Below are 22042 nucleotides of genomic sequence, written 5' to 3' on the forward strand. Positions count from 1 at the left end.
TTAGAACTCCACCTTCTGGTCGCGGCGGCGGATGACCGTCACCTCGTCGCGCTGGTTGCCGGTCGGGCCGAGGTAGTTGAAGGCCCAGGTCAGCTGGGCATAGCCGCCGATGAGGTGGGTGGGCTTGAGCATCACCCGGGTCAGCGAGTTGTGGATGCCGCCGCGGCGGCCGGTCTTCTCCGTCTTGGGGACGCCGACCGTGCGCTCCTGCGCGTGGTTCATGTAGACCGTGCCGGGCGGCATCTTGTGGGAGACGATCGCGCGGGCGGTGATCACGCCGTTGCGGTTGACCGCCTCGATCCAGTCGTTGTCCGCGACCCCGATCGCGTCGGCGTCCTGCGGGGACATCCACACCGTCTGGCCGCCGCGGCCCAGGGTCATCATGTAGAGGTTGTCCTGGTACTGGCTGTGGATCGCCCACTTGTTGTGCGGGGTCAGGTAGCGGACGGCCACCGACTTGGCCTTCTCGTCGACCGTGCCGAGCTCGGGCTCCCCGTACAGGGTGTGCATGTTCAGCGGCGGCTTGTAGACGGGGAGGGACTCCCCGACCTCGTGCAGCCAGTCGTGATCGATGAAGAAGTGCTGGCGGCCGGTGAGGGTGTGCCAGGGCTTGAGGTGCTCGGTGTTGATCGTGAAGGCCGTGTACCGGCGCCCGCCGGACTCGGAGCCCGACCACTCCGGCGAGGTGATCACCGGGACCGGGCGGGCCTGGGTGTCGGCGAAGGTGATCCGCTTGCCCTCGGCCTCGGCGGCCAGGTGGGCCATCGGGGTGCCGACCTTCTTCTCCAGCGTCTCGAACCCCTGCGTGGCCAGGCGGCCGTTGCTGGTGCCGGACAGCGAGAGGATCGCCTCGCAGGCCTGCTGGGCGGTCTCCAGGCGCGGACGGCCGTCGGCGACGCCGCCGCGCACCGTGCCGTTCTTCGCGCCGAGGTAGGCGACCTCCTCGGCCACGTCGAAGGTGACCGCCTTGGTGGTGACGCCCAGCTTGTCGACGAGCGGTCCGAGCGCGGCGAACTTCTCGCCGACCGCCCCGTAGTCCCGCTCCACGACCGCCAGGTTGTACATGGTCCGGCCCGGTACGGGCTCGCACTCGCCCTTCGACCAGTCCAGCGCGACCCCGCCGGGCTGCGCCATCTCACCGCCCGGGGTGTCGTGCTGCAGGGCGGTGGCGACCAGGTCCTTGCGCACGCCCAGGTGGGTCTTGGCCAGCTCGCCGAAGCGCTCGGCCAGCCCCTTGAAGGCGTCGTAGTCCGAGCGCGCCTGCCACGGCGGGTCCACGGCCGGGGTGAAGGCGTGCAGGAAGGGGTGCATGTCCGTGGAGGACAGGTCGTGCTTCTCGTACCAGGTGGCCGCCGGGAACACCACGTCGGACAGCAGCGTCGTGGACGTCATCCGGAAGTCCATGGACATGAGCAGGTCGAGCTTGCCCTCCACGTCCTCCTCCCGGTACGTCACGTCCTTCGGCGTGCAGCGCGGCCCGTCCTCGGGCAGGTTGGAGTGGGTGCCCAGGAGGTGCTTCAGGAAGTACTCGTTGCCCTTGGAGCTGGAGCCCAGCAGGTTGGCCCGCCATACGTTGAGCACGCGCGGCCAGTTGCCCGGCGCGTCCGGGTCCTCGCCGGCGAAGCCGAGCTCCCCGCTCTTGAGCTGCCGGACGGTCTCCGCGACGGGGTCCTCGGCCTCGCCCAGCTCCAGCGGGTTGCGGTCGAAGGTCGGGTACGAGGGCATCCAGCCCATCCGGGTGCTCGCCGCCAGGCAGTCCGAGCCCGTCATGCCCTCGAAGGCGCCCTTGGCCAGCGGGGAGGCGAGCGCCTCCGCCGGCAGGGTGTCGTAGCGCCACTGGTCGGTGTGCAGGTAGAACCAGGCCGCGCCGATCATCTGGCGCGGCGGGCGCGACCAGTCGGAGGCGGCGGCCAGCGTGGCCCAGCCGGTGACCGGGCGGCACTTCTCCTGGCCGACGTAGTGGCCCCAGCCGCCGCCGTTGCGGCCCTGGCAGCCGGTGAGGGTGAGCAGGGCCAGGAAGGAGCGGTAGATGGTCTCGGAGTGGAACCAGTGGTTGGTGCCCGCGCCCATCAGGATCATGCAGCGGCCCTTGGACTGCTCGGCCGTCTGCGCGAACTCCCGTGCCACGCGCGCCGCCTGGGCCGCCGGGACCGAGGTCAGCGACTCCTGCCAGCCGGGGGTGCCCGGGGCGCTCGCGTCCTCGTAGCCGGTGGGCCACACGCCGGGCAGGCCCTCGCGGCCGACCCCGTACTGGGCGAGCATCAGGTCGAAGACGGTGGTGACGAGCTTGCCGCCCAGGCGCCGTACGGGCACACCGCGGCGGATCGTGCCGCGCGGCTTCCCGTCCTGGTCCACGCCCTGCTCGTCGTCCTCGAAGCGGGGGAGGACGATCTCCACGCTCTCCTCGGCGGTGCCGTGGAGGGTCAGGCGCGGGACGGTGTCGCCGAGTTCGAGGTTCCACTCGGGCTTCTCGTTCTTGCCCCAGCGGTGGCCCAGCGTGCCGTTCGGGACGACCGTCTCGCCGGTCGTGTCGTCGATCAGCACGGTCTTCCACTGCGCGTTCTCGGTGTCTTGACCGAGATCGGCGGCGGTGACGAACTTGCCGGGAACCAGACCCTGTTCCGTTTCGGTGAGGGAAACAAGGAAAGGCAGGTCCGTGTACTGGCGGACGTAGTCCGTGAAGAAGGGGGTCTGCTTTTCGACGAAGAATTCCTTGAGGATGACATGGCCCATCGCGAGGGCCAGCGCACCGTCCGTACCGGGGTGCGGGTGCATCCATTCGTCGGCGAATTTGGTGTTGTCCGCGTAATCCGGGGAAACGGTGACGACCTTCTGGCCGCGGTAGCGGGCCTCGGCCATCCAGTGCGCGTCCGGGGTGCGCGTGACGGGGACGTTCGAGCCCCACATCATCAGGTAGGCGGCGTCCCACCAGTCGCCCGACTCCGGGACGTCCGTCTGGTCCCCGAACACCTGGGGAGAGGCGACCGGGAGGTCGGCGTACCAGTCGTAGAAGGACAGCATCGGCGCGCCGATGAGCGAGTGGAAGCGGGCGCCGGCCGCGTGCGAGGCCATCGACATCGCCGGGATCGGCGAGAAGCCGGCGACCCGGTCCGGACCGTGCTCCTTGATCGTGTGCACGTGCGCGGCGGCGACGATCTCCGTCGCCTCCTTCCACGTCGCCCGCACCAGCCCGCCCTTGCCGCGCGCCTGCTGGTACGTACGCCTGCGCACCGGGTCGGACTGGACGTCGGCCCAGGCCTCGACCGGGTCGCCGAGGCGCGCCTTGGCCTCGCGGTACATCTCCAGCAGGGCGCCGCGCACGTACGGGTAGCGCACCCGGGTGGGGGAGTAGGAGTACCAGGAGAACGAGGCGCCGCGCGGGCAGCCGCGGGGCTCGTACTCGGGGCTGTCGGGGCCCACGGAGGGGTAGTCGGTGGACTGAGTCTCCCAGGTGATGATCCCGTCCTTGACGTAGACCTTCCACCGGCAGGAGCCCGTGCAGTTCACGCCGTGGGTGGAGTACACGACCTTGTCGTGGCTCCACCGGTCGCGGTAGAAGGCCTCCGCCGCGCGGCCGCCGGTGTGGTGGATGGTCCGCAGGTCGCCGGAGACCTCGGCGCTCCTGAAGAAGCTGCCCGCCTTGATCAGCGATTCGGCGGCGTCCTGGTGTCCGTCGCGGTCGTCGCGTATGTGGCGCTCGTTCAAGGCGACCCTCCAGGCCGGAATAAAAGGCGGTGCGTGGGGTCCGGGCAAGATGACCCAGACACGACGCTACGCCCGGCGCGGAGGCGAATCCGATGACAAAGGTCCCGTACGGGCATGACCTAATTCCGGTCTTTCACAGGTCGAGTGGATGCCACGCTGGAGAAGGCCAACTCCTTTGTGCGGCCGGAAAATTACGAGTCCGAATACCAATTAGCGGGGAAGGTCGCAGAACGTGCCGCCGAAGAAGGCCTCCTGGATCCCGGACCAGCACGGGGCGTGGGCGATGCTCACGGTGCCCTTCCTCGCGGGCACGTTCCTCTCGCCGCGCCCCGGCTGGCAGCACGCCCTGCTCCTGACGGCCTGGCTCCTCGGCTACGCGGCGGTCTTCCACGCCCAGCAGTGGCTGCGCCTGCGCCGGGTCGCGGCCCGGCGCCCGGAGGTGGCGCGGCGGCACGTCCGCCCGGCCTTCGTGCTCGGCGCGGCGACCGGCCTGGCGGGGATCCCGCTCGCGGCGCTCCACCCCTGGCTGCTGCTCGCGGGCGCGGCGGCGGCGCCCTTCGTGGCCGTGAACACCCGGTACGCGTGGCGGAACCGCGAGCGCGCCCTGGCCAACGGCCTGGCCGCGGTGGTCCCGGCGTGCGGGATGCTGCTGGTGGCGGCGCGCCTCGGCGGGGGCGGCCTGCCCTGGGCGCCGGCGGCCGCCTGCCTGCTGTACTTCGCGGGCACGGTCCCGTACGTGAAGACGATGATCAGGGAGCGGAACTCCCGTACGTACTACCGCGGTTCGGTGACCTATCACGCGACGGCCACCGCCCTGGCGGCCTGCCTCTCCCCGTGGCTGGCCCTCCCCTTCGGGGCTTACCTGGCCCGCGCGATCGCCCTCCCCGGGCGCGGGCTCAAGGTGGCGGTGGTCGGAGCCGTCGAGATCGCGGGCTCGGCGGCACTGCTGGCTTCGCTGCTGCTGCTCTTCTAGAGCGCCGGTCCTCTGGAGCGCCGGTCTTCCGGAACACCCGTCTTCTAGAGCGGCAGCGAGCGGAACTCGTCCAGCACGCCGAAGCCGGTGGAGTCGTACAGGCCCATCGCGACCTCGTTGCCGCCGAAGACGTTGAACATCAGCGCCTCGTCGCCGGCCTGCCGGGTGGCCCACTCGCCGACGGCCATCGCGGCGCGGCCGTAGCCCTTGCCGCGGTGCTCCTCGTACACGTCCAGCGCGAAGCCGAAGGTCACGCCCGGCAGGAAGCCGTGGTTCAGGTGGCCGGTGCCGACCACCCGGCCGTCGGCCTCCAGCGCGTAGAAGGCGTGCCCCGGCGTGCGGTAACCCTGCGGGAGGTAGCGGGCGAAGTCCTCGTCGGACTTCGCCCTGGCCTGCTCCGCGGTCAGCGCCCCGGCCCGGACGATGTCCGCGATGTACGCGGCCTCCTCAGCGGCGTACCAGGCCGGGAACTCCTCCTCGGTGAGCCGGCGGACGGCGAGCTCCGACGGCAGCCCGGGCCGCTCGGCCACCGCACGCATTCGGTTCTGTCCCCGTACGAGGTAGCCGGGGAACGCCTCCGCTCCGGCCCCGCCCGCGAGCCGGACCTCCACCCGCCGCGCGCCGTGCTCCGCGCACCACCGCTCGGCCCACTCGCGCCCGGCCGGGACCGTCGTCAGGTCGTGGATCCTCCCCACGGCCGCCCCGTTGTCCGGCTCCACCGCGACCGCGATCCACCCGGTGCCGTCCGTGGCGAGCGTCCAGTCGTCGATCCCCTTCACCGCACGTTCCAGCAGGGCCCGGGCCAACGGCTCGGAGCAGCCCGCGTCCCGGTACCCGGCGAGCACCCGCTCCTCGAACCCGGCCTGCCACCCGGCCCGGTCGATCCGATCGGCCACGATCCGCATTGCGTTCATCCGGGCACCCTAGGCATGCGCGACGGCCGCGCCCCAGGGATTTACCGTGCCCAGGGGCTTACCCGCTCCTGGACTTACGGGGACCAGGGAGCAGGGGCTCAGATCGCTTCCTTGCGGGTCAGGAAGTTGAAGGAGATCCATCCCGGCAGCACCGGCAGCCAGAACGTCACCACGCGGAACAGCAGCACCGCCGAGAACGCCACCTGGCCGTCCAGCCCCGCCGCGACCAGACCCAGCGTCAGCGCGCCCTCCACCGCTCCGATGCCGCCCGGTGTCGGAGCGGCCGAGCCCAGGGCGTTGCCGGCCAGGAAGACCACCGCGATGCTCGCGTAGCTGATGGCCTCGCCGCCGCCGAAGGCGCGGATCGAGGCGTCCAGGCACATCACGAAGCAGCCCGTCAGCAGCAGCATCCCGCCGATGCCGGTCAGCAGTTTCTGCGGCCGCTGGAGCACGTCCAGCATGCGCGGGACCACTCCCGCGAACAGGGCCCGTACCCGGGTCGCCACGAACTTCCGCAGGAAGGGCACGGCCGTGACCACGAGCACCAGCACGGCCACCGTCAGCAGACCGGCGATGACCGTCCTCGACGGGGTCATCTCGGGGGTCTTCTCGGTCCCCGTCAGATAGCCGAAGGACAGCAACAGCAGGATGTGGCTCGCCAGCCCGAAGAGCTGCGAGGCGCCCACGCTGGCCACCGCCAGCCCCGGCCGGATGCCGGCCCGCTGCAGGAAGCGGGTGTTCAGCGCGACGCCGCCCACCGCCGCCGGAGCCACCAGCTTCACGAAGGATCCGGCGACCTGGGCCAGTACGGTCCGCAGGAACGGCACCCGCTCGGGCACGAAGCCCAGCAGGCTCATCGCCGCCGCGAAATAGGTGAGCGCCGAGAAGGCGAGCGCCACCCCGACCCAGCCCCACTGCGCGTCGCCGATGGTGGTCGCGAAGTCGACGTGCGCGATCTGGGTGACCAGGAAGTACGCGCCGAACGCGCCCGCGATGAACGACACCAGCGTGCGCGGCCGGATCCGCTCCAGCCGGGCCGGCTCCACCGGCGCCTGCGGGCGGATCAGCAGCACCTGCTGGCGGATCTGGCTCAGCAGATCCTCCTCGCGGGCCCCGTCGAGCGCGTCGTCCAGGGCCTTCTTCTCGGCCTTCTTCTCCACGGCGGAGCGGGTGGCGGGCGAAGTGGAGCCCGCCTCGCGCAAGGCCTTCGCCGCCCGCGAGGACTCCAGTACGGCCTCCCGCTCGCGGTCCGCCCGCTCCCGCGCCAGCTTGCGCAGCGTCGCCCGCGTGGAGCGGCTCAGCGCGATCGGCTGGAGCAGCGGCAGACAGTCCGCCACCGCGTCCGGGCCGAGCACCGACACCGCCGAGGCCACCGAGCGCTCGGCGCCGACGCGCAGGCCGAGGGTGGTGAGCAGCTGCGCGATGTCCATGCGCAGCACGAGGTCGCCGGCCGCGATCTCGCCGCCGCGCAGGTCGGTCAGGGTGATGGTGCCCGCCGCGGAGCCGCCGTCGGTACCGCTGCCGCTGCCGCCGCTGCCGGAACGATCCACCACGAGCGCGTCCCCGGTCAGCCGCCGGTGCGCGATCCGCCGCGACTGCAGGGCCCGTACCTGCTGCCAGGCGTTGCGGCTCAGCTCGTCGGTGATCTCCTCGTCGGCCAGCTGGTCCAGGCTCCGGCCGCCCAGGTGCTCGTAGACGAGCATCACGGCGTCGGGACCCAGCTCGGAGGTGGCGATGAGCTTGGGCGCGTTGGCTCCGGCGGCGATGGCCGCGTACGCGAGCAGCGCCTCCTGCTCCAGCGCCTGGCGCAGGGACTGCAGACTGCGCCGGGTGGTGATCCCGCGCAGCGTGAGGCGGCGCCAGACCCGGTAGTAGAAGCCCTGGGCCTGCTGCTCCCGGTCCACGACGGTGACGTCGAGCGGCGGGCCGTCCTCCAGGGTGACGTGGTAGCGCCGCCCGCGGTCGCTGACCTCGGTGCTGTCGCCGCCTTCCGGGGACTCGGCGCGCATCGCGCTGACCGGCTGGAAGCCGACCCGGCGCAGGCCCGCGAGGAGGTTCTGCCCGGTGGGGCGGACGTTCGGCGAGCCGACCGCGTACAGGGTTCCGTACGCGACGCTCCAGCCGATCAGCACGGTCAGGATGATCGAGAAGGGGGTGGTGTAGCCGCCGACCAGCATCGCGAAGGCGTCCAGCAGCAGGACCACCCACAGGGCGACGCGCCAGCGGGGACGCCGGGTCATCCCGACGGCGGTCATGTACGCGATCACGGGCGCGAGGTAGCCGTGCACCGGATCGGTGAGGGCCCCGTCGGCCATGGTGGGACGGGTGAGGGCTTCCTGGATGGTCGTGGGCGCGGCCTGGGAGACCCAGAGGTCGGTGGCGAGGGTGACCCCGTGCGCGAGGACGGCGGCGAGCACGCCGTCGGCGATGCGCAGTCCGTCGCGCTTGATCAGCCGCTCGATGGCGAAGGCCACCGGGACGAGGAGCACGGCGATGCTGGACACCAGCCCGGCGACCTTGATCAGCATGTCGGGCGCCTGGCCCGTGCCGTTGCTGATGTCGGCTTCCAGACCCGCGGTGGTGCCGTGGGCGAAGGCGGCGATGCCGAGGACCAGGGCGATGCCGAGGATCCCGACGAGGAGGCGTACGAGGTCGGAGGGGCGGTGCACGCGGGCGGCGAGCAGCGGCTCGTCGACCTCGACCTGGTCGGCGGCCGTCGGGGCGTGGCCGTGCGGGGTGTCCACGTCCTCGGGGGCCGGGGCCGGGGCCGGGGGCGGGACCGAGGCCGAGGGCGGGACCGGGGCAGGGATCGGAGCCGGCGTCGGCTCCGCGCGGGTGTCCTCGCGACTGCCCTCAGGACCCTGTGGCGGGCGTTCGTCCGGGCGCTCGTCTGGGCGCGCGCCGTCGTTCGCCGCCGCGCCGTCCGGAGGACTCACACCCTGCTCCTTTCCCGTCACTTCCGTCTCTTCTTGATCACGTATCACGCGTCACCGCCCGGAAGATGGTGGCATGGACCGGCGGCCGCGGGGGGCAGCAGGGTGCGAGCCGGTCCGGAACACCGGCTTCCACGCGCTTGCCGCTCCCGTACCGGTCCGGTGCGGCACCATGGGCCGAATGAGCGAAGAGCTGCCGGCGTACGCGGAACGGGTGCTGGAGGCGGCGGAGCGGATTCCGCCCGGCCGGGTGATGACGTACGGCGACATCGCGGAGTGGCTCGGCGAGGGCGGGCCCCGCCAAGTGGGCCGCGTCATGGCGCTGTACGGCGGAGCCGTGCCCTGGTGGCGCGTGGTGCGGGCCGACGGCCGTCCGCTGCCCGGCAGCGAGCGGCGGGCGCTGGAGAACTACCGCGCCGAGGCCACCCCGCTGCGACTGACCGGCGACGGCGAACCGCGGCTCGACATGCGGCGGGCACGCTGGGACGGGGACGGCGGGGACACAGCGCGGGACGAAGGTCACATGTGACAGCTTCGGCCATGTGCGGTCCGGAGGGGTGGTCGAAGGGACGTGCGAAGCCCCGTAAGGGGGACGCGTGGGACCGGATGGCAGTGAGGGCGCGCCCGAAGCCCGGCGCGGGGCCCGGCGTGCGGCCCGGCGTCCGGACGGGAGCCCCGGGAAAACTGCGCCCGCCGCGCGCCTTGCCGTAGCGTTGCCTCTTCGACTCCGACTCCGACTCCGACTCCGGCCTCGACTTCGACTCCGGCCTCGGCCCGAGACGTCACCGCAGGAGCAGCAGCAACCGCTGCGGCAGCGACCGCCGCAACGGCAGACCCACCAGGACCGGCACCCCACGTGAACACCTCTTCCTCCGACGGCCACCGCTCCGAGCGGCGGCGTACGCGGACCCCGGACGCGTACCGCCTGGTGCGTACCGGTGCGGAGCGGGTGGATCCCCCTGTGCTGGACGCAGGGCAGCGGGCGGTGGTTGAGCACACCGGCGGACCACTGCTGGTCCTGGCCGGACCGGGCACCGGAAAGACGACCACGCTGGTCGAGGCGGTCGCCGCCCGCGTGGAGTCCGGGACCGATCCCGCGCGCATCCTGATCCTCACCTTCAGCCGCAAGGCCGCGGTGGAACTGCGCGACCGGACCGCCCTGCGGCTCGGCGGAGCGCGCGCCCCGCAGGCCACCACCTTCCACTCCTTCTGTTACGGACTGGTCCGCTCCCACCAGGACGCGGAACTGTTCGCGGACCCGCTGCGGCTCCTCTCCGGCCCGGAGCAGGACGTCATGGTCCGCACCCTCCTCGAAGGCCAGCGCCGGATCCGCTCGATCCGCTGGCCGGACGACCTGCGGGCCGCGCTGACTACGCGCGGCTTCGCGGACGAGGTCCGCGCGGTGCTCGCCCGCGCCCGCGAGCTGGGCCTGGGCCCCACCGCCCTCTCCGACTTCGCGTCCCGCCTCGGCCGCCCGGACTGGAAGGCGGCGGCGGCCTTCCTCGCCGAGTACCTGGACGTACTGGACCTCCAGGGCACCCTGGACTACGCGGAACTCCTCCACCGCGCGGTCCTCCTGGCGGAGCGCACGCCCTCGCTCTCCTCCCTCTACGACGTGATCTACGTGGACGAGTACCAGGACACGGACGCCTCGCAGCTGCGCCTGCTGCGCGCACTGGCCGGCCCCTCCGGCCGACTGACCGCCTTCGGCGACCCCGACCAGTCGATCTACGCCTTCCGCGGTGCGGACATCAACAACATCCTGGACTTCGAGAGCTCCTTCCCCGGAGCGCAGGTCCGCGCCCTCACGACCTCCCGCCGCTCGTCCTCGGTCCTCCTGACCGCCACCCGCCACCTGACCACCCGCATGCAGGTGCCGCGCCTGCCCTCGGCGGCGGTACGGGCCCACCGCGCGCTCGCCTCGACCCGCGAGGGCGGCCGGGTCGAGGTGTTCACCTACCCCACGGCCGGCGCGGAACTGGACAACATCGCCGACATCCTGCGCCGGGCCCACCTGGAGGACGGCGTGCCGTGGCAGGACATGGCCGTCCTGGTCCGCGCGGGCGGCCGCACCCTGCCGCAGATGCGCCGCGCCCTGATCGCGGCCGGGGTCCCGGCGGAAACGGACGGCACGGACGCCCCCCTCCGCCACGAGCCGGCGATAGCCCCCCTCCTCACGGCCCTCCGCACCCTCGCAGAATCCGCAACCCCACCCACGACACCCGAGCCGAACACCCCCGCCCTCCCGGCCCAACAGGCCGCCCCCGCCGAAGCCGACCTCGAGCCCTCCGGCCGACAGGCCGTGCCCGCGACCTCCGCGGAAGCCGGCCTGTCCGGCCGGCAGGCCGTGCCCGGCTCGTCCGAAGCCGGCCCCGAGCCTTCCGGCCGGCAGACCGTGCGCGGCCCTGCCGGTGCCTTGGCCGGGGCCGAGGGCGGGCTGCCCGTCGGAGTCGGGGCGGCTTTCGGCGCCGCAGGCGCCGGGGCAGGCGGGCTTGCCCGCGACTTCGGGGTGGGCGGGCGGGAATCCCTCCTCGCCGCTCAAGGCGGCACGGAGCCCTCCGGCAGCGAGCCCTCCGGCACGGAGCCCTACGGCACGGAGCCCTCCGGCACGGAGCCCTCCGGCACGGAGCCCTCCGGCACGGAGCCCTCCGGCACGGAGGCCGTGCCCGGCTCCGCCGGTGACCTGGCCGGGGCCGAGGGCGGGCTGCCCGACGGAGTCGGGGCCGTTTTCGGCGCCGCAGGCGCCGGTGTGAGCGAGCCTGCTCGCACTTCTGGGGCGGGCGGGCGGGAAACCTCCCCCGCCGCCGAAGGCGGCACCGGGCCGTCCGACCCCGGGTCGGTGCCCGGCGCGGCCGACGCTCCGGGTGCGGGCGAGCTCGCTCGCGACTTCGGGGCGGGCGGGCGGGAAACTCCCCCCGCCGCCGAAGGCGGCACCGGCCGGCCCGGCCCCGAGGCCGTGACGGGCTCCGCCGCCGAGCCCGCCGCAGCGGACGGCACCCTGCCGGACGGGCTGCAGCCCGACGGAGCCGCCGAGCCCGCCACGGGCGGCGAACCCACCCCCAGCGACGCCGCAGGCGAAGCGTGGATCGGGGTCGAGGCCGCGCTCGTGCTGCTGTCCTCACCGCTCGGCGGGATGGACGCCGCCGACCTCCGCCGCCTCGGCCGCGCCCTGCGCGACGAGGAGCGGGCCGCCGGGGTCAAGACGCCCGCGCCCTCCGACGTACTCCTCGCCAGAGCCCTCGCGGAGCCCGAGCGGCTCGTCGCCCACGACCCCGCCTACGCCCGCGGAGCGCAACGCCTCGGCCTGCTGCTGCGCAAGGCCCGCGAACTCCTCGCCGGCGGCGGCACCGCCGAGGAGGTCCTGTGGACCCTCTGGGACGGCACCCCCTGGCCGCAGCGCCTCGAGCGCGGCGCCCGCCGCGGCGGCCCCGCCGGCCGCAACGCCGACCGTGACCTCGACGCCGTCTGCGCGCTCTTCGACACCGCCGCCCGCGCGGAGGAACGTACCGGCGGCCGCGGCGCCCTCAACTTCCTCGAACAGCTCGAAGCCGAGGACATCGCCGGAGACACCCTCACCCCCCGCGCCACCCGCCGCGAGGCCGTCCGCCTCATGACCGCGCACCGCTCCAAGGGCCTGGAGTGGGGACTCGTCGTCGTCGCGGGCGTACAGGAAGGCCTCTGGCCCGACCTGCGCCGCCGCGGCTCCCTCCTCGAAGCCGACCGCATCGGCCGCGACGGCCTCGCCGAACCCCTGCCCCCCGGCGCGCTCCTCGCCGAGGAGCGCCGCCTCTTCTACGTCGCCGCCACCCGCGCCCGCGAGCGCCTCGTCGTCACCGCCGTGAAGGCCCCCGCCGAGGACGGCGACCAGCCCTCCCGCCTCCTCACCGAGCTCGGCGTCCCCGTCAAGGACGTCACCGGCCGCCCCCGCCGCCCCCTCGCCGTGCCCGCGCTCGTCGCGGAACTCCGCTCCACCACCGTCGACCCCGACGCCTCGCCCGCCCTGCGCGACGCCGCCGCCCGGCGCCTCGCCCGGCTCGCCGTGCTCACCGACGACGAGGACCGCCCGCTCGTCCCCGCCGCGCACCCGCAGCGCTGGTGGGGGCTGTACGAGCCCACCCGCAGCAGCGTCCCGCTGCGCGACCGGGACCACCCCGTGGCCCTGTCCGGCTCCGCCCTGGAGCAGCTCGCCAACACCTGCTCCCTCCAGTGGTTCCTGGGCCGCGAGGTCAAGGCCGACGCCCCCTCCACCGCCGCCCAGGGATTCGGCAACGTCGTCCACGTCCTCGCCGACGAGGTCGCCTCCGGCCGCACCCCCGCCGACCTCGCCGTCCTCATGGAACGCCTGGACTCCGTCTGGGACTCGCTCGCCTTCGACGCCCCCTGGAAGTCCCGCCAGGAGAAGGACAACGCCCGCGCCGCCCTGGAGCGCTTCCTGCGCTGGCACACCACCGACCGCGGGGGCCGGGCGGCCGTGGCCACCGAGCACGATTTCGACGTCACCCTCGAAGCGGGGGAGTACGCCGTCCGGGTACGCGGCTCCATGGACCGGGTCGAGGCGGACGCGCAGGGCCGCGCGTACGTCGTCGACTTCAAGACCGGCAAGTCCGCGCCGACCGCCAAGGAGGTCGAACGCCACCCGCAGCTCGCCGTGTACCAGCTCGCCGTGCGCGAGGGCGCCGTCGACGAGGTCTTCGACGGACTGCGCCCCGCACCGGGCGGCGCCGAACTCGTACAGCTGCGCCAGGGCGCCGCCCAGCGCGACGGCGGCGACACCGTGCCCAAGATCCAGGCCCAGCAGGCCCTGGAGGGCGGCGCCCCCGGCGAATGGGTCGGCGACCTGCTCGCCACCGCGGCCGGCCGGGTCCTCGACGAGCGCTTCGCCCCCGTCCTGGGCAAGCACTGCGACCACTGCTCCTTCCGCGCCTCATGCAGCGCCCGCCCGGAGGGCCGCCAGACGGTGGAGTAGGCGGCGCGCCGGCCGGGGCAGCCGGCACCCGACGGGGCATCGCGGTCCGGCCCCCGGCCCGGCACCGCAGTCCGGCTCCCCGGCTCCCGCAGCCGGGCCCGGGCCGGCCCGAGGCAGCGGGCAACCGGTATTCGAGGCCGGGCACCACGGCTGTGCCTCCTGGCGGGGCGCCGCAGCCCTGCCCCCGGCCCGGCACCGCAGCCAGGCTCTCCGGCGCCCCTGCTCCCGCAGCGGGGCCCGGGCCAGGCAGCGGGCACCCCGGGCGGGGTCCCCGGCCGGGCATTCGGGCGGCGCACCGCAGCCCGGCCCGGGGCCGGCCCGAGGCAGCGGGCACCCCGGCCCGGCACCCCGGCCCGGCACCCCGGCCCGGCACCCCGGCCCGGCACCCCGGCCCGGCATAGCGGCCGGGGACTACAGCCGGGCATTCCGGTGGTGCACGGCAGCCCGGCCCCGGTCAGGCCTGGGCCAGCGGGCAGCCCGGGTGGAGCATCCCGGCCCGGCACCGCAGCTCGGCCCAGCGCTGGCCCGAGGCAGCGGGCACCCCGGGCGGGGCAACGCAGCCCGCCCCGGCCCCTGCGGCCCGACAGGTCCGGGCGGGCGGGACTGTCAGAGCGGGCGGCTAGCCTTTTCATGTGTCCGTGCGTCCGCCCGTCCCTCCGGCCCTGCCGCTCCCTCCGCCCGCACAAGCGCCGCAGGCAGCCGCGGTCCTCACCGATCCCGAGCAGCTCAAGGAGCTCCTGGGGATCCCCTTCACGCCCGAACAGATGGCCTGCGTCACCGCCCCGCCCGCCCCGCAGGTCATCGTGGCCGGCGCCGGCTCCGGCAAGACCACCGTCATGGCCGCCCGCGTGGTCTGGCTGGTCGGCACCGGCGCCGTCGCACCCGAGCAGGTCCTCGGCCTGACCTTCACCAACAAGGCCGCCGGCGAGCTCGCCGAGCGCGTACGGACCGCCCTCGCGCGCGCCGGGATCAGCGATCCGGACCCCTCCCCGGACGAGGCCGACTCCGCGGGCGGGGAGCCGCGCATCTCCACGTACCACGCCTTCGCAGGACAGCTCCTCAAGGACCACGGCCTGCGCATCGGCCTGGAGCCCAGCGCCAGGCTGCTCGCCGACGCCACCCGCTTCCAGCTCGCCGCCCGCGTGCTCCGCGAGGCCCCCGGGCCCTACCCGTCCCTCACCAAATCCGTCCCCGACCTGGTCAGCGACCTGCTCGCGCTCGACGGGGAGCTCTCCGAGCACCTCGTACCGCCGGAGCGCCTGCGCGCGTACGACACCGAGCTCCTCTCCGCCCTCGCGGACGTCAAGCTGAGCAACGAGGACCTGCGCAAGGTGCCCGAGGCGGTCCGCGGCCGCCTGGAGCTGCTGGAGCTGGTCTCCCGCTACCGCGCGGCCAAACACTCCCGCGACCTCCTCGACTTCGGCGACCAGATAGCCCTCTCCGCGCAGCTCGCCACCACCCGGCCCGAGGTCGGCGCCCTGCTGCGCGAGGAGTTCCGCGTCGTCCTGCTCGACGAGTACCAGGACACCTCGGTCGCCCAGCGACTGCTGCTGTCCGGGCTGTTCGGAGGCGGCACCGGGCACGCGGTGACCGCCGTCGGCGACCCCTGCCAGGCCATCTACGGCTGGCGCGGCGCCTCCGTGGCCAACCTCGACGACTTCCCCGAGCACTTCCCGTACGCCGACGGCAGCCCCGCCACCCGCTTCTCCCTCAGCGAGAACCGGCGCAGCGGCGGCCGCCTCCTGGACCTGGCCAACGACCTCGCCGCCCCGCTGCGCGCCATGCACGAGGGAGTCGAGGCCCTGCGCCCCGCCCCCGGCGCGGAGCGCGACGGCTCGGTCCGGTGCGCGCTGCTGGAGACCCACGCCCAGGAGCTCGACTGGATCGGCGACTCCATCGCCCACCTGGTCCGCACCGGCACGGAGCCGCGGGAGATCGCCGTACTGTGCCGCTCGGGCGGGGACTTCGCGCGGATCCAGGCGGTTCTCGTCGACCGGGACGTTCCGGTCGAGGTGGTCGGCCTGTCCGGCCTGCTCCACCTCCCGGAGGTCGCGGACCTCGTCGCCGTCTGCGAGGTCCTCCAGGACCCGGGAGCCAACGCCGCGCTCGTCCGGCTCCTCATCGGGCCGCGCTGGCGCATCGGCGCCCGCGACCTGGCCCTGCTGGGCCGCCGCGCCCGCACCCTGATCTCCCGCTCCAACTCCAACTCCTCTTCCTCCGATGACGACCGCCTCGCGGCGGCGGTGGAGGGCGTGGACCCGGCGGAGATCGTGTCGCTGGCAGACGCCCTGGAAACCTTCCTGGACGGCGCGGGCCAGTCCGCCCCCGACCAGCTGCCCTTCTCGGCCGCCGCCAGGGTCCGCTTCGCGCACCTGGCCCAGGAACTGCGCGACCTGCGCCGTTCCCTCTCGGACCCGCTGATGGACGTCCTGCACCGCGTCCTGGCGACGACCGGCCTCGACGTGGAGCTGGCCTCGTCCCCGCACGCGCTGGCGGCCCGCCGCCGGGAGACCCTGTCGAGCTTCATGGACGTGGCGGCCGGCTTCGCCTCGCTCGACGGCGAAGCCTCCCTCCTCGCCTTCCTGGCCTTCCTGCGCACGGCGGCCCAGTACGAGAAGGGCCTGGACCACGCCCTCCCGGGCGGCGAGAACACGGTCAAGGTCCTGACGGCCCACAAGTCCAAGGGCCTGGAGTGGGACGTGGTGGTGGTTCCCGACCTCTCCGCGGGCTCGTTCCCGAAGGAGAAGGCCCCGGAGGCCTGGACCTCGTACGCGAAGGTCCTCCCGTACGCCCTGCGCGGGGACGCCCCGACCCTCCCGCCCGCCCCGGAATGGACCTCGCCGGGCCTGCGCGCCTTCAAGGCGGCCCTCAAGTCCCACAAGGCCGTCGAGGAACTCCGCCTCGGCTACGTCACCTTCACCCGCCCGCGCTCGCTCATCCTGGCCTCGGGCCACTGGTGGGGCCCGTCGCAGAAGAAGCCGCGCGGCCCGTCCTCCTTCCTCTCCGCCCTGTACGACCACTGCGCCGCGGGCCACGGCGAGATCGACGCCTGGGCCGACGCCCCCGCCCCGGACGCGGAAAACCCGTCCCTGTCCACGGACTCCACCCCGGACCACTCCTGGCCCCTCCCCCTGGACCCCGCCTCCCTCACCCTCCGCCGAGCAGCCGCCACCCTGGTCGAGTCCTACCTCCACCCACCCCGCGAGACCCCCCAGGCCGCCCCGGAGGACGCCTACCTCTGGCCCCCGCACTGCGAAGACCCCGCCTACGACGAGGAGCCCCCGGCCCCGTGGCCGGACCCGGCGGACGGACCGACCGCCACGGCCCCGGGCCGCGGCGCGCCCGCAGGCCACCCCGGCACAACCGTGCACGCCGCCGCAGGCGCCACCCCGCAGGGGGTCCGGGGCGAAGCCCCGGTTTCGGGAAGGGGCGGGGCGGGGGAAGAAGCCTCCCCGACCCCCGACCCGTACCCCGCCGCGCCCGGCGGCGCCGAGGACCTGTGGCCGCAGGACGCGGACCCGTCGTGGTCCGCGTCCCGCCCGCGTCCCACCGCGCCCGGCGCCGTAGACGACGACCTGTGGCCCGAGGGCGAGGGCGAGGGCGGGGCCGGGGACGCCGACTGGGCCGCTGCCAAGCCCCGGCGGCGCCCGGCGGCGCCCGACGCCGACCTGTGGCCGGAGACCGGGTTCGGGGCCGACCCCCGGTCCCGCCCCGCCGGGCCCGGCAGCGCCGACGACCTGTGGCCGGAGGAAGCCGACCGGGCCGGGCCCAGGTCCCGCCCGCGCCCCGCGGCACCCGGCGCAGCCGTCCCGTGGCCCGGCCCCGTGGCCGTACCCGGTACCGGCCCCCTCACCCCCGAAGACGCAAGAGCCATCGCCTCCTGGGACCGCGACCTCGACGCCCTGGAGGGCGAACTCCGCCGAGCCCGCGAGGCCGTCCGCGACGTGGAGCTCCCCTCCGCGCTCTCCGCCAGCCAGCTGCTCCGCCTCGCCTCCGACGAGCAGGGCTTCGTACGCGACCTCGCCCGCCCCATGCCCAAGCCCCCGCAGCCCGCCGCCCGCCAGGGCACCCGGTTCCACGCGTGGGTGGAGTCCCGCTTCGAGGAGCTCCCGCTGCCCCACCTCGACGTCCTCGACCCCCTCACGGACCTCCCCGGAGCCCCGGCCCCCGGAGGGGACGGCTCCGACCAGGACATCGTGGACGAGGCCGACCTCGACTCCCTCAAGGCGGCCTTCGAGCGGAGCGCGTACGCCGACCGGACCCCGTACCGCATGGAGGTCCCGGTCCAGCTGACGCTTGCCGGCCGGGTGATCCGGGGCCGGATCGACGCCGTGTACCGCAACGAGGAGGACGGCGGCTACGAGATCGTCGACTGGAAGACCGGCCGCACCACCGAGGCCGACCCCCTCCAGCTCGCCGTCTACCGCCTGGCCTGGGCGGAGGCCACGAACACCCCCCTCGCCGAGGTCACGGCCGTGTTCCTGCACGTCCGCAGCGGCCGCGTGATCCGCCCCCGCAACCTCCCCGACCGCGCTCGTCTTGAGCAGATCCTCCAAGGCAAAACGGACACGGAAAGCGACCATCGGACGGGCGGCTAGGCTCGTGGCCATGAGCGACACCCCGGCGGACAGCGTCGTCCGCACGTACATCGACACCCACCGCGCCGCCTTCCTCGAAGACCTCGCCGACTGGCTCCGCATCCCCTCCGTCTCGGCCCAGCCCGAGCACGCGGACGACGTACGGCGCAGCGCCGACTGGCTGGCCGCGAAGCTGGGGGAGACGGGTTTCCTGGTCACCGAGGTCTGGGAGACGGCCGGCGCTCCCGCCGTCTTCGCCGAATGGCCGAGCGAGGACCCCGCGGCCCCCACCGTCCTGGTCTACGGGCACCACGACGTGCAGCCCGCCGCCCTCGCCGACGGCTGGCACACCGACCCGTTCGAGCCGGTGATCAAGGACGGCCGGATGTACGGGCGCGGCGCCGCCGACGACAAGGGGCAGGTCTTCTTCCACACCCTCGGCGTCCGGGCCCACCTCGCCGCGACCGGCGCGTCCGCTCCCGCCGTGCACCTCAAGCTGATCATCGAGGGCGAGGAGGAGTCCGGTTCCCCGCACTTCCGCGCCCTCGTGGAACGCGAGGCGGCCCGCCTCGCCGCCGACGTCGTGATCGTCTCCGACACCGGCATGTGGTCCGAGACCACGCCCACCGTCTGCACCGGCATGCGCGGCGTCGCCGACTGCGAGATCGACCTGTTCGGCCCCGACCAGGACATCCACTCGGGTGCCTTCGGCGGCGCCGTGCCGAATCCGGCCACCGTCGCCGCCCGCCTGGTCGCGGCCCTGCACGACGCGGACGAGCGGGTCACGATCCCCGGCTTCTACGACAACATCGCCGAGCTCACGGACGCGGAGCGGGCGCTGATCGCCGAGCTCCCCTTCGACGAGAGCGAGTGGCTCCGTACGGCCAAGTCGTACGCGGCCTCGGGCGAGGCCGGCTACTCCACGCTGGAGCGCGTCTGGGCCCGCCCGACGGCCGAGGTCAACGGCATCGGCGGCGGCTACCAGGGACCCGGCGGCAAGACCATCGTGCCCGCCTCGGCGCACCTGAAGCTGTCGTTCCGCCTGGTCTCGGGGCAGGACCCGTACGAGGTCGAGACGGCCTTCACGGCCTGGCTCGCGGAGTGCGTCCCGGCCGGAATCCAGCATTCCATCACCTTCGGCGCCCCGACCCGGCCGTGCCTGACCCCGCTGGACCACCCGGCGCTGCAGTCGGTCGTACGCGCCATGGGCAGGGCCTTCGGCCAGAAGGTCCGCTTCACCCGCGAAGGCGGCTCGGGGCCGGCGGCCGACCTCCAGGACGTGCTGAACGCCCCCGTCCTCTTCCTCGGGATCTCCGTGCCCTCCGACGGCTGGCACTCGCCGAACGAGAAGGTCGAGCTCGACCTGCTCACCAAGGGCGTCGAGACGGCCGCCTACCTCTGGGCCGACCTGGCCGCCCACTGGAAGCCGGCGTCCGCTTGAGGACGCCGCACGCGCCACACGCGCCCCACACGCCGCACGCGGCCGAAACGTCACACACGCCACCGCACACCCGTCCGTCCTGCTGAGCCTGCCTGTGTCCCGCCACCGGGGGAGTTGGAAGTACCTGTGAGCACCCATACCGAGTCCGAGCGCCCGATCTCGCTGGCCGCGCCCAGCGGCATCGACCGCGCCGCGCACCACCGCCTCGACGAGGCGTGGCTCGCCGCGGCGTGGAGCCACCCCAGCACCCGCGTCTTCGTCGTCTCGGGCGGTCAGGTCCTGATCGACGACACCCCCGACGGCGGCACCGCGATCGTGATGACCCCGGCCTTCGAGGCCCCGGTCACCGAGACCCACCGGTACTTCCTGGGGACCGACGAGGACGGCGTACGGTACTTCGCGCTGCAGAAGGACTCGCTGCCCGGCCGCATGGACCAGTCGGCCCGCCCGGCCGGCCTGCGCGAGGCCGGAATGCTGCTCTCCGCGCGGGACGCCGGGCTGATGGTGCACGCGGTGGCGCTGGAGAACTGGCAGCGCATGCACCGCTTCTGCTCCCGCTGCGGCGAGCGCACGGTGGTCGCCGCGGCCGGGCACATCCGCCGCTGCCCGGGCTGCGGTGCCGAGCACTACCCGCGGACCGACCCGGCCGTGATCATGCTGGTCACGGACGACCAGGACCGCGCGCTGCTGGGCCGGCAGGTGCACTGGCCCGAGGGCCGCTTCTCCACCCTCGCGGGGTTCGTCGAGCCGGGCGAGTCGATCGAGCAGTCGGTCATCCGCGAGGTCTGGGAGGAGGCGGGCGTCAAGGTCGGCGAGGTCGACTACGTCGCCAGCCAGCCCTGGCCGTTCCCGTACAGCCTGATGCTGGGCTTCACGGCGCGCGCCGTCACCTTCGACATCGAGGTCGACGGCGACGAGATCCAGGAGGCCCGCTGGTTCTCCCGCGACGACCTGCGCTCGGCGATCGAGACCGGCGAGGTCCTCCCGCCGGCGGGGATCTCCATCGCGGCCCGCCTGGTCGAGCTCTGGTACGGCAAGCCGCTCCCGAAGCCGGTCACGACCGCCTGACCCCCCCCGCCCCACCCGGACACCGGCGAAGGCCCCCGCTCCGGCGGGGGCCTTCGCCCGTCCCTGGTCAGGCTGTACTGCCACCGTCGCGGTCGGCCGGCCGGTCGGAGGGCGGGTCGGCCGGCGGGGCGGACAGCGGGTCGGCCAGGCGGTCCAGGCGGGCGCGCTGGGTCCCGGTCAGCCGGAGGCCCTCCGCGGCGAGGTTCTCCTCCAGGTGGGCGATCCGGGACGTGCCCGGGATCGGGAGGACCACCGGCGAGTGCCCGAGGAGCCAGGCGAGCGCGACCTGCGTGGGCGTGGCTCCGGCCTCGGCCGCCACGGCGGCGATCTCGGCGGTCGCCCCCGACCGGCCCCAGGCGACGGTGGCCCACGGCAGGAACGCGATGCCCGCCGCCTCACACGCCGCGAGCACGGGCTCGTGCTCCCGGTCGAGCAGGTTGTAGCGGTTCTGCACGCTCGCGATGCCGACGATCTCCCGGGCCGCTTCGAGTTCGCCGACGGTGACCTCTGACAGCCCGATGTGGCCGATCTTGCCCTCGGCCCGCAGGTCCCGCAGCGTGCCGATCTGGTCGGCGAGGGGCGTCCGCGGATCGATGCGGTGCAGCTGGAGCAGCCCGATCCGCTCCACGCGCAGCCGGCGCAGCGCCTGCTCGACCTGCTCGCGCAGCGCGGCCGGCCGCGCGTCCTGCGTCCAGTCGCCCGACGGGACGGACCGGGCGATGCCGACCTTGGTGGTGACGAGGACCCCGTCCGGGTAGGGGTGCAGCGCCTCGGCCAGCAGCTCCTCGTTGGCGCCCCAGCCGTACATGTGGGCGGTGTCGATCAGCGTGACGCCCAGCTCGACGGCCCGCCGGGCCACCGCGAGCGCACCCTCACGGCCCGGACCCGGGTCCGTGGGCAGGCGCATGGCCCCGAATCCGAGCCTGCGCACTTCCAGATCCCCACCGATGCGGAACGTGTTCGTAGTCACGTGTCGTCTCCTCCCCCTTGATCAAGGAGGGACGCTAACAGGGCAGCTGACCGGACCGGCCCCGGAAACGCAGAAGCCCCCGCCTCGGCGGGGGCTTTCCGTGCGTGGTGCTCAGCACGTCAGACGGCGAGGGCCTGCTTGACCTGGGCCAGGCTCGGGTTCGTCATGACCGACTCGCTGCCGGCGGCGGAGGTGACGAGGACGGTGGGAACCGTCTGGTTGCCGCCGTTCGCCTTCTCCACGAACGCCGCGGACTCGGGGTCGAGCTCGATGTTGATCTCGGTGTAGGCGATGCCTTCCCGGTCCATCTGGCTCTTCAGCCGACGGCAGTAGCCGCACCAGGTCGTGCTGTACATCGTGACCGTTCCCGCGTCCTGCATGCTGCGCTCTCCATTCGTGGATGCTCGTTGGTCCGATTGGCCCAGGTGCTTGAACGTACGGGACCGCGCGACCATTCCCGGCGTGCCCGTACCCCGCTCCGGCACGACCGGGCTC

11 protein-coding genes are annotated in these 22042 nt (G+C 74.0%); 6 read left to right on the plus strand and 5 right to left on the minus strand.

The window, feature by feature from the left end:
- Positions 1-3705 carry a nitrate reductase subunit alpha gene (locus ACODT5_RS44550; RefSeq protein WP_422524592.1) on the minus strand — a complete coding sequence of 1235 codons (3705 nt, stop codon included), beginning with the start codon at positions 3703-3705 and terminating at the stop codon, positions 1-3.
- A 232-nt stretch (positions 3706-3937) separates the two neighbouring features.
- Here ACODT5_RS44550 and ACODT5_RS44555 point away from each other — a divergent pair, with 232 nt between their 5' ends.
- Positions 3938-4678, plus strand: a complete 741-nt coding sequence (locus ACODT5_RS44555) for a YwiC-like family protein (RefSeq protein WP_422524593.1) — start codon at positions 3938-3940, stop codon at positions 4676-4678.
- 44 nt (positions 4679-4722) lie between these two features.
- Here ACODT5_RS44555 and ACODT5_RS44560 read toward each other — a convergent pair whose 3' ends face one another.
- Positions 4723-5592, minus strand: a complete 870-nt coding sequence (locus ACODT5_RS44560) for a GNAT family N-acetyltransferase (RefSeq protein WP_422524594.1) — start codon at positions 5590-5592, stop codon at positions 4723-4725.
- A 98-nt stretch (positions 5593-5690) separates the two neighbouring features.
- Positions 5691-8528 (minus strand): lysylphosphatidylglycerol synthase transmembrane domain-containing protein, encoded by a 2838-nt coding sequence (locus ACODT5_RS44565; protein WP_422524595.1) that lies wholly within the window; start codon positions 8526-8528, stop codon positions 5691-5693.
- A gap of 178 nt (positions 8529-8706) precedes the next feature.
- Between ACODT5_RS44565 and ACODT5_RS44570 the strand changes: the two genes are divergently transcribed.
- From ACODT5_RS44570 to nudC, 5 genes are all read left to right on the plus strand, one after another.
- The gene (locus tag ACODT5_RS44570) at positions 8707-9054 is read left to right on the plus strand and encodes an MGMT family protein (RefSeq protein WP_250741795.1); all 348 of its coding nucleotides are present in this window, start codon (positions 8707-8709) and stop codon (positions 9052-9054) included.
- A gap of 420 nt (positions 9055-9474) precedes the next feature.
- The gene (locus ACODT5_RS44575; protein WP_422525241.1) at positions 9475-13491 is read left to right on the plus strand and encodes a UvrD-helicase domain-containing protein; all 4017 of its coding nucleotides are present in this window, start codon (positions 9475-9477) and stop codon (positions 13489-13491) included.
- Positions 13492-14129: 638 nt separating this feature from the next.
- On the plus strand, positions 14130-18089 hold the full coding sequence (locus ACODT5_RS44580; protein ID WP_422525242.1) for a UvrD-helicase domain-containing protein: 3960 nt from the start codon (positions 14130-14132) through the stop codon (positions 18087-18089).
- A gap of 10 nt (positions 18090-18099) precedes the next feature.
- Complete coding sequence (locus ACODT5_RS44585) at positions 18100-19509, plus strand: dipeptidase (RefSeq protein WP_422524596.1); 1410 nt, start codon at positions 18100-18102, stop codon at positions 19507-19509.
- A 114-nt stretch (positions 19510-19623) separates the two neighbouring features.
- A complete protein-coding gene (gene nudC / locus ACODT5_RS44590; protein ID WP_422524597.1) occupies positions 19624-20577 on the plus strand; it encodes an NAD(+) diphosphatase in 954 nt (317 codons plus the stop codon).
- Positions 20578-20644: 67 nt separating this feature from the next.
- Here nudC and ACODT5_RS44595 read toward each other — a convergent pair whose 3' ends face one another.
- Complete coding sequence (locus ACODT5_RS44595) at positions 20645-21547, minus strand: aldo/keto reductase (RefSeq protein WP_422524598.1); 903 nt, start codon at positions 21545-21547, stop codon at positions 20645-20647.
- Positions 21548-21666: 119 nt separating this feature from the next.
- Positions 21667-21927: a mycoredoxin gene (locus ACODT5_RS44600; RefSeq protein ID WP_266904728.1), complete on the minus strand. Its 261-nt coding sequence runs from the start codon at positions 21925-21927 to the stop codon at positions 21667-21669.
- Positions 21928-22042 lie beyond the last annotated feature (115 nt).

The sequence above is a fragment of the Streptomyces tatrensis genome, assembly GCF_049310065.1.
In the GTDB taxonomy this organism is placed as follows: domain Bacteria; phylum Actinomycetota; class Actinomycetes; order Streptomycetales; family Streptomycetaceae; genus Streptomyces.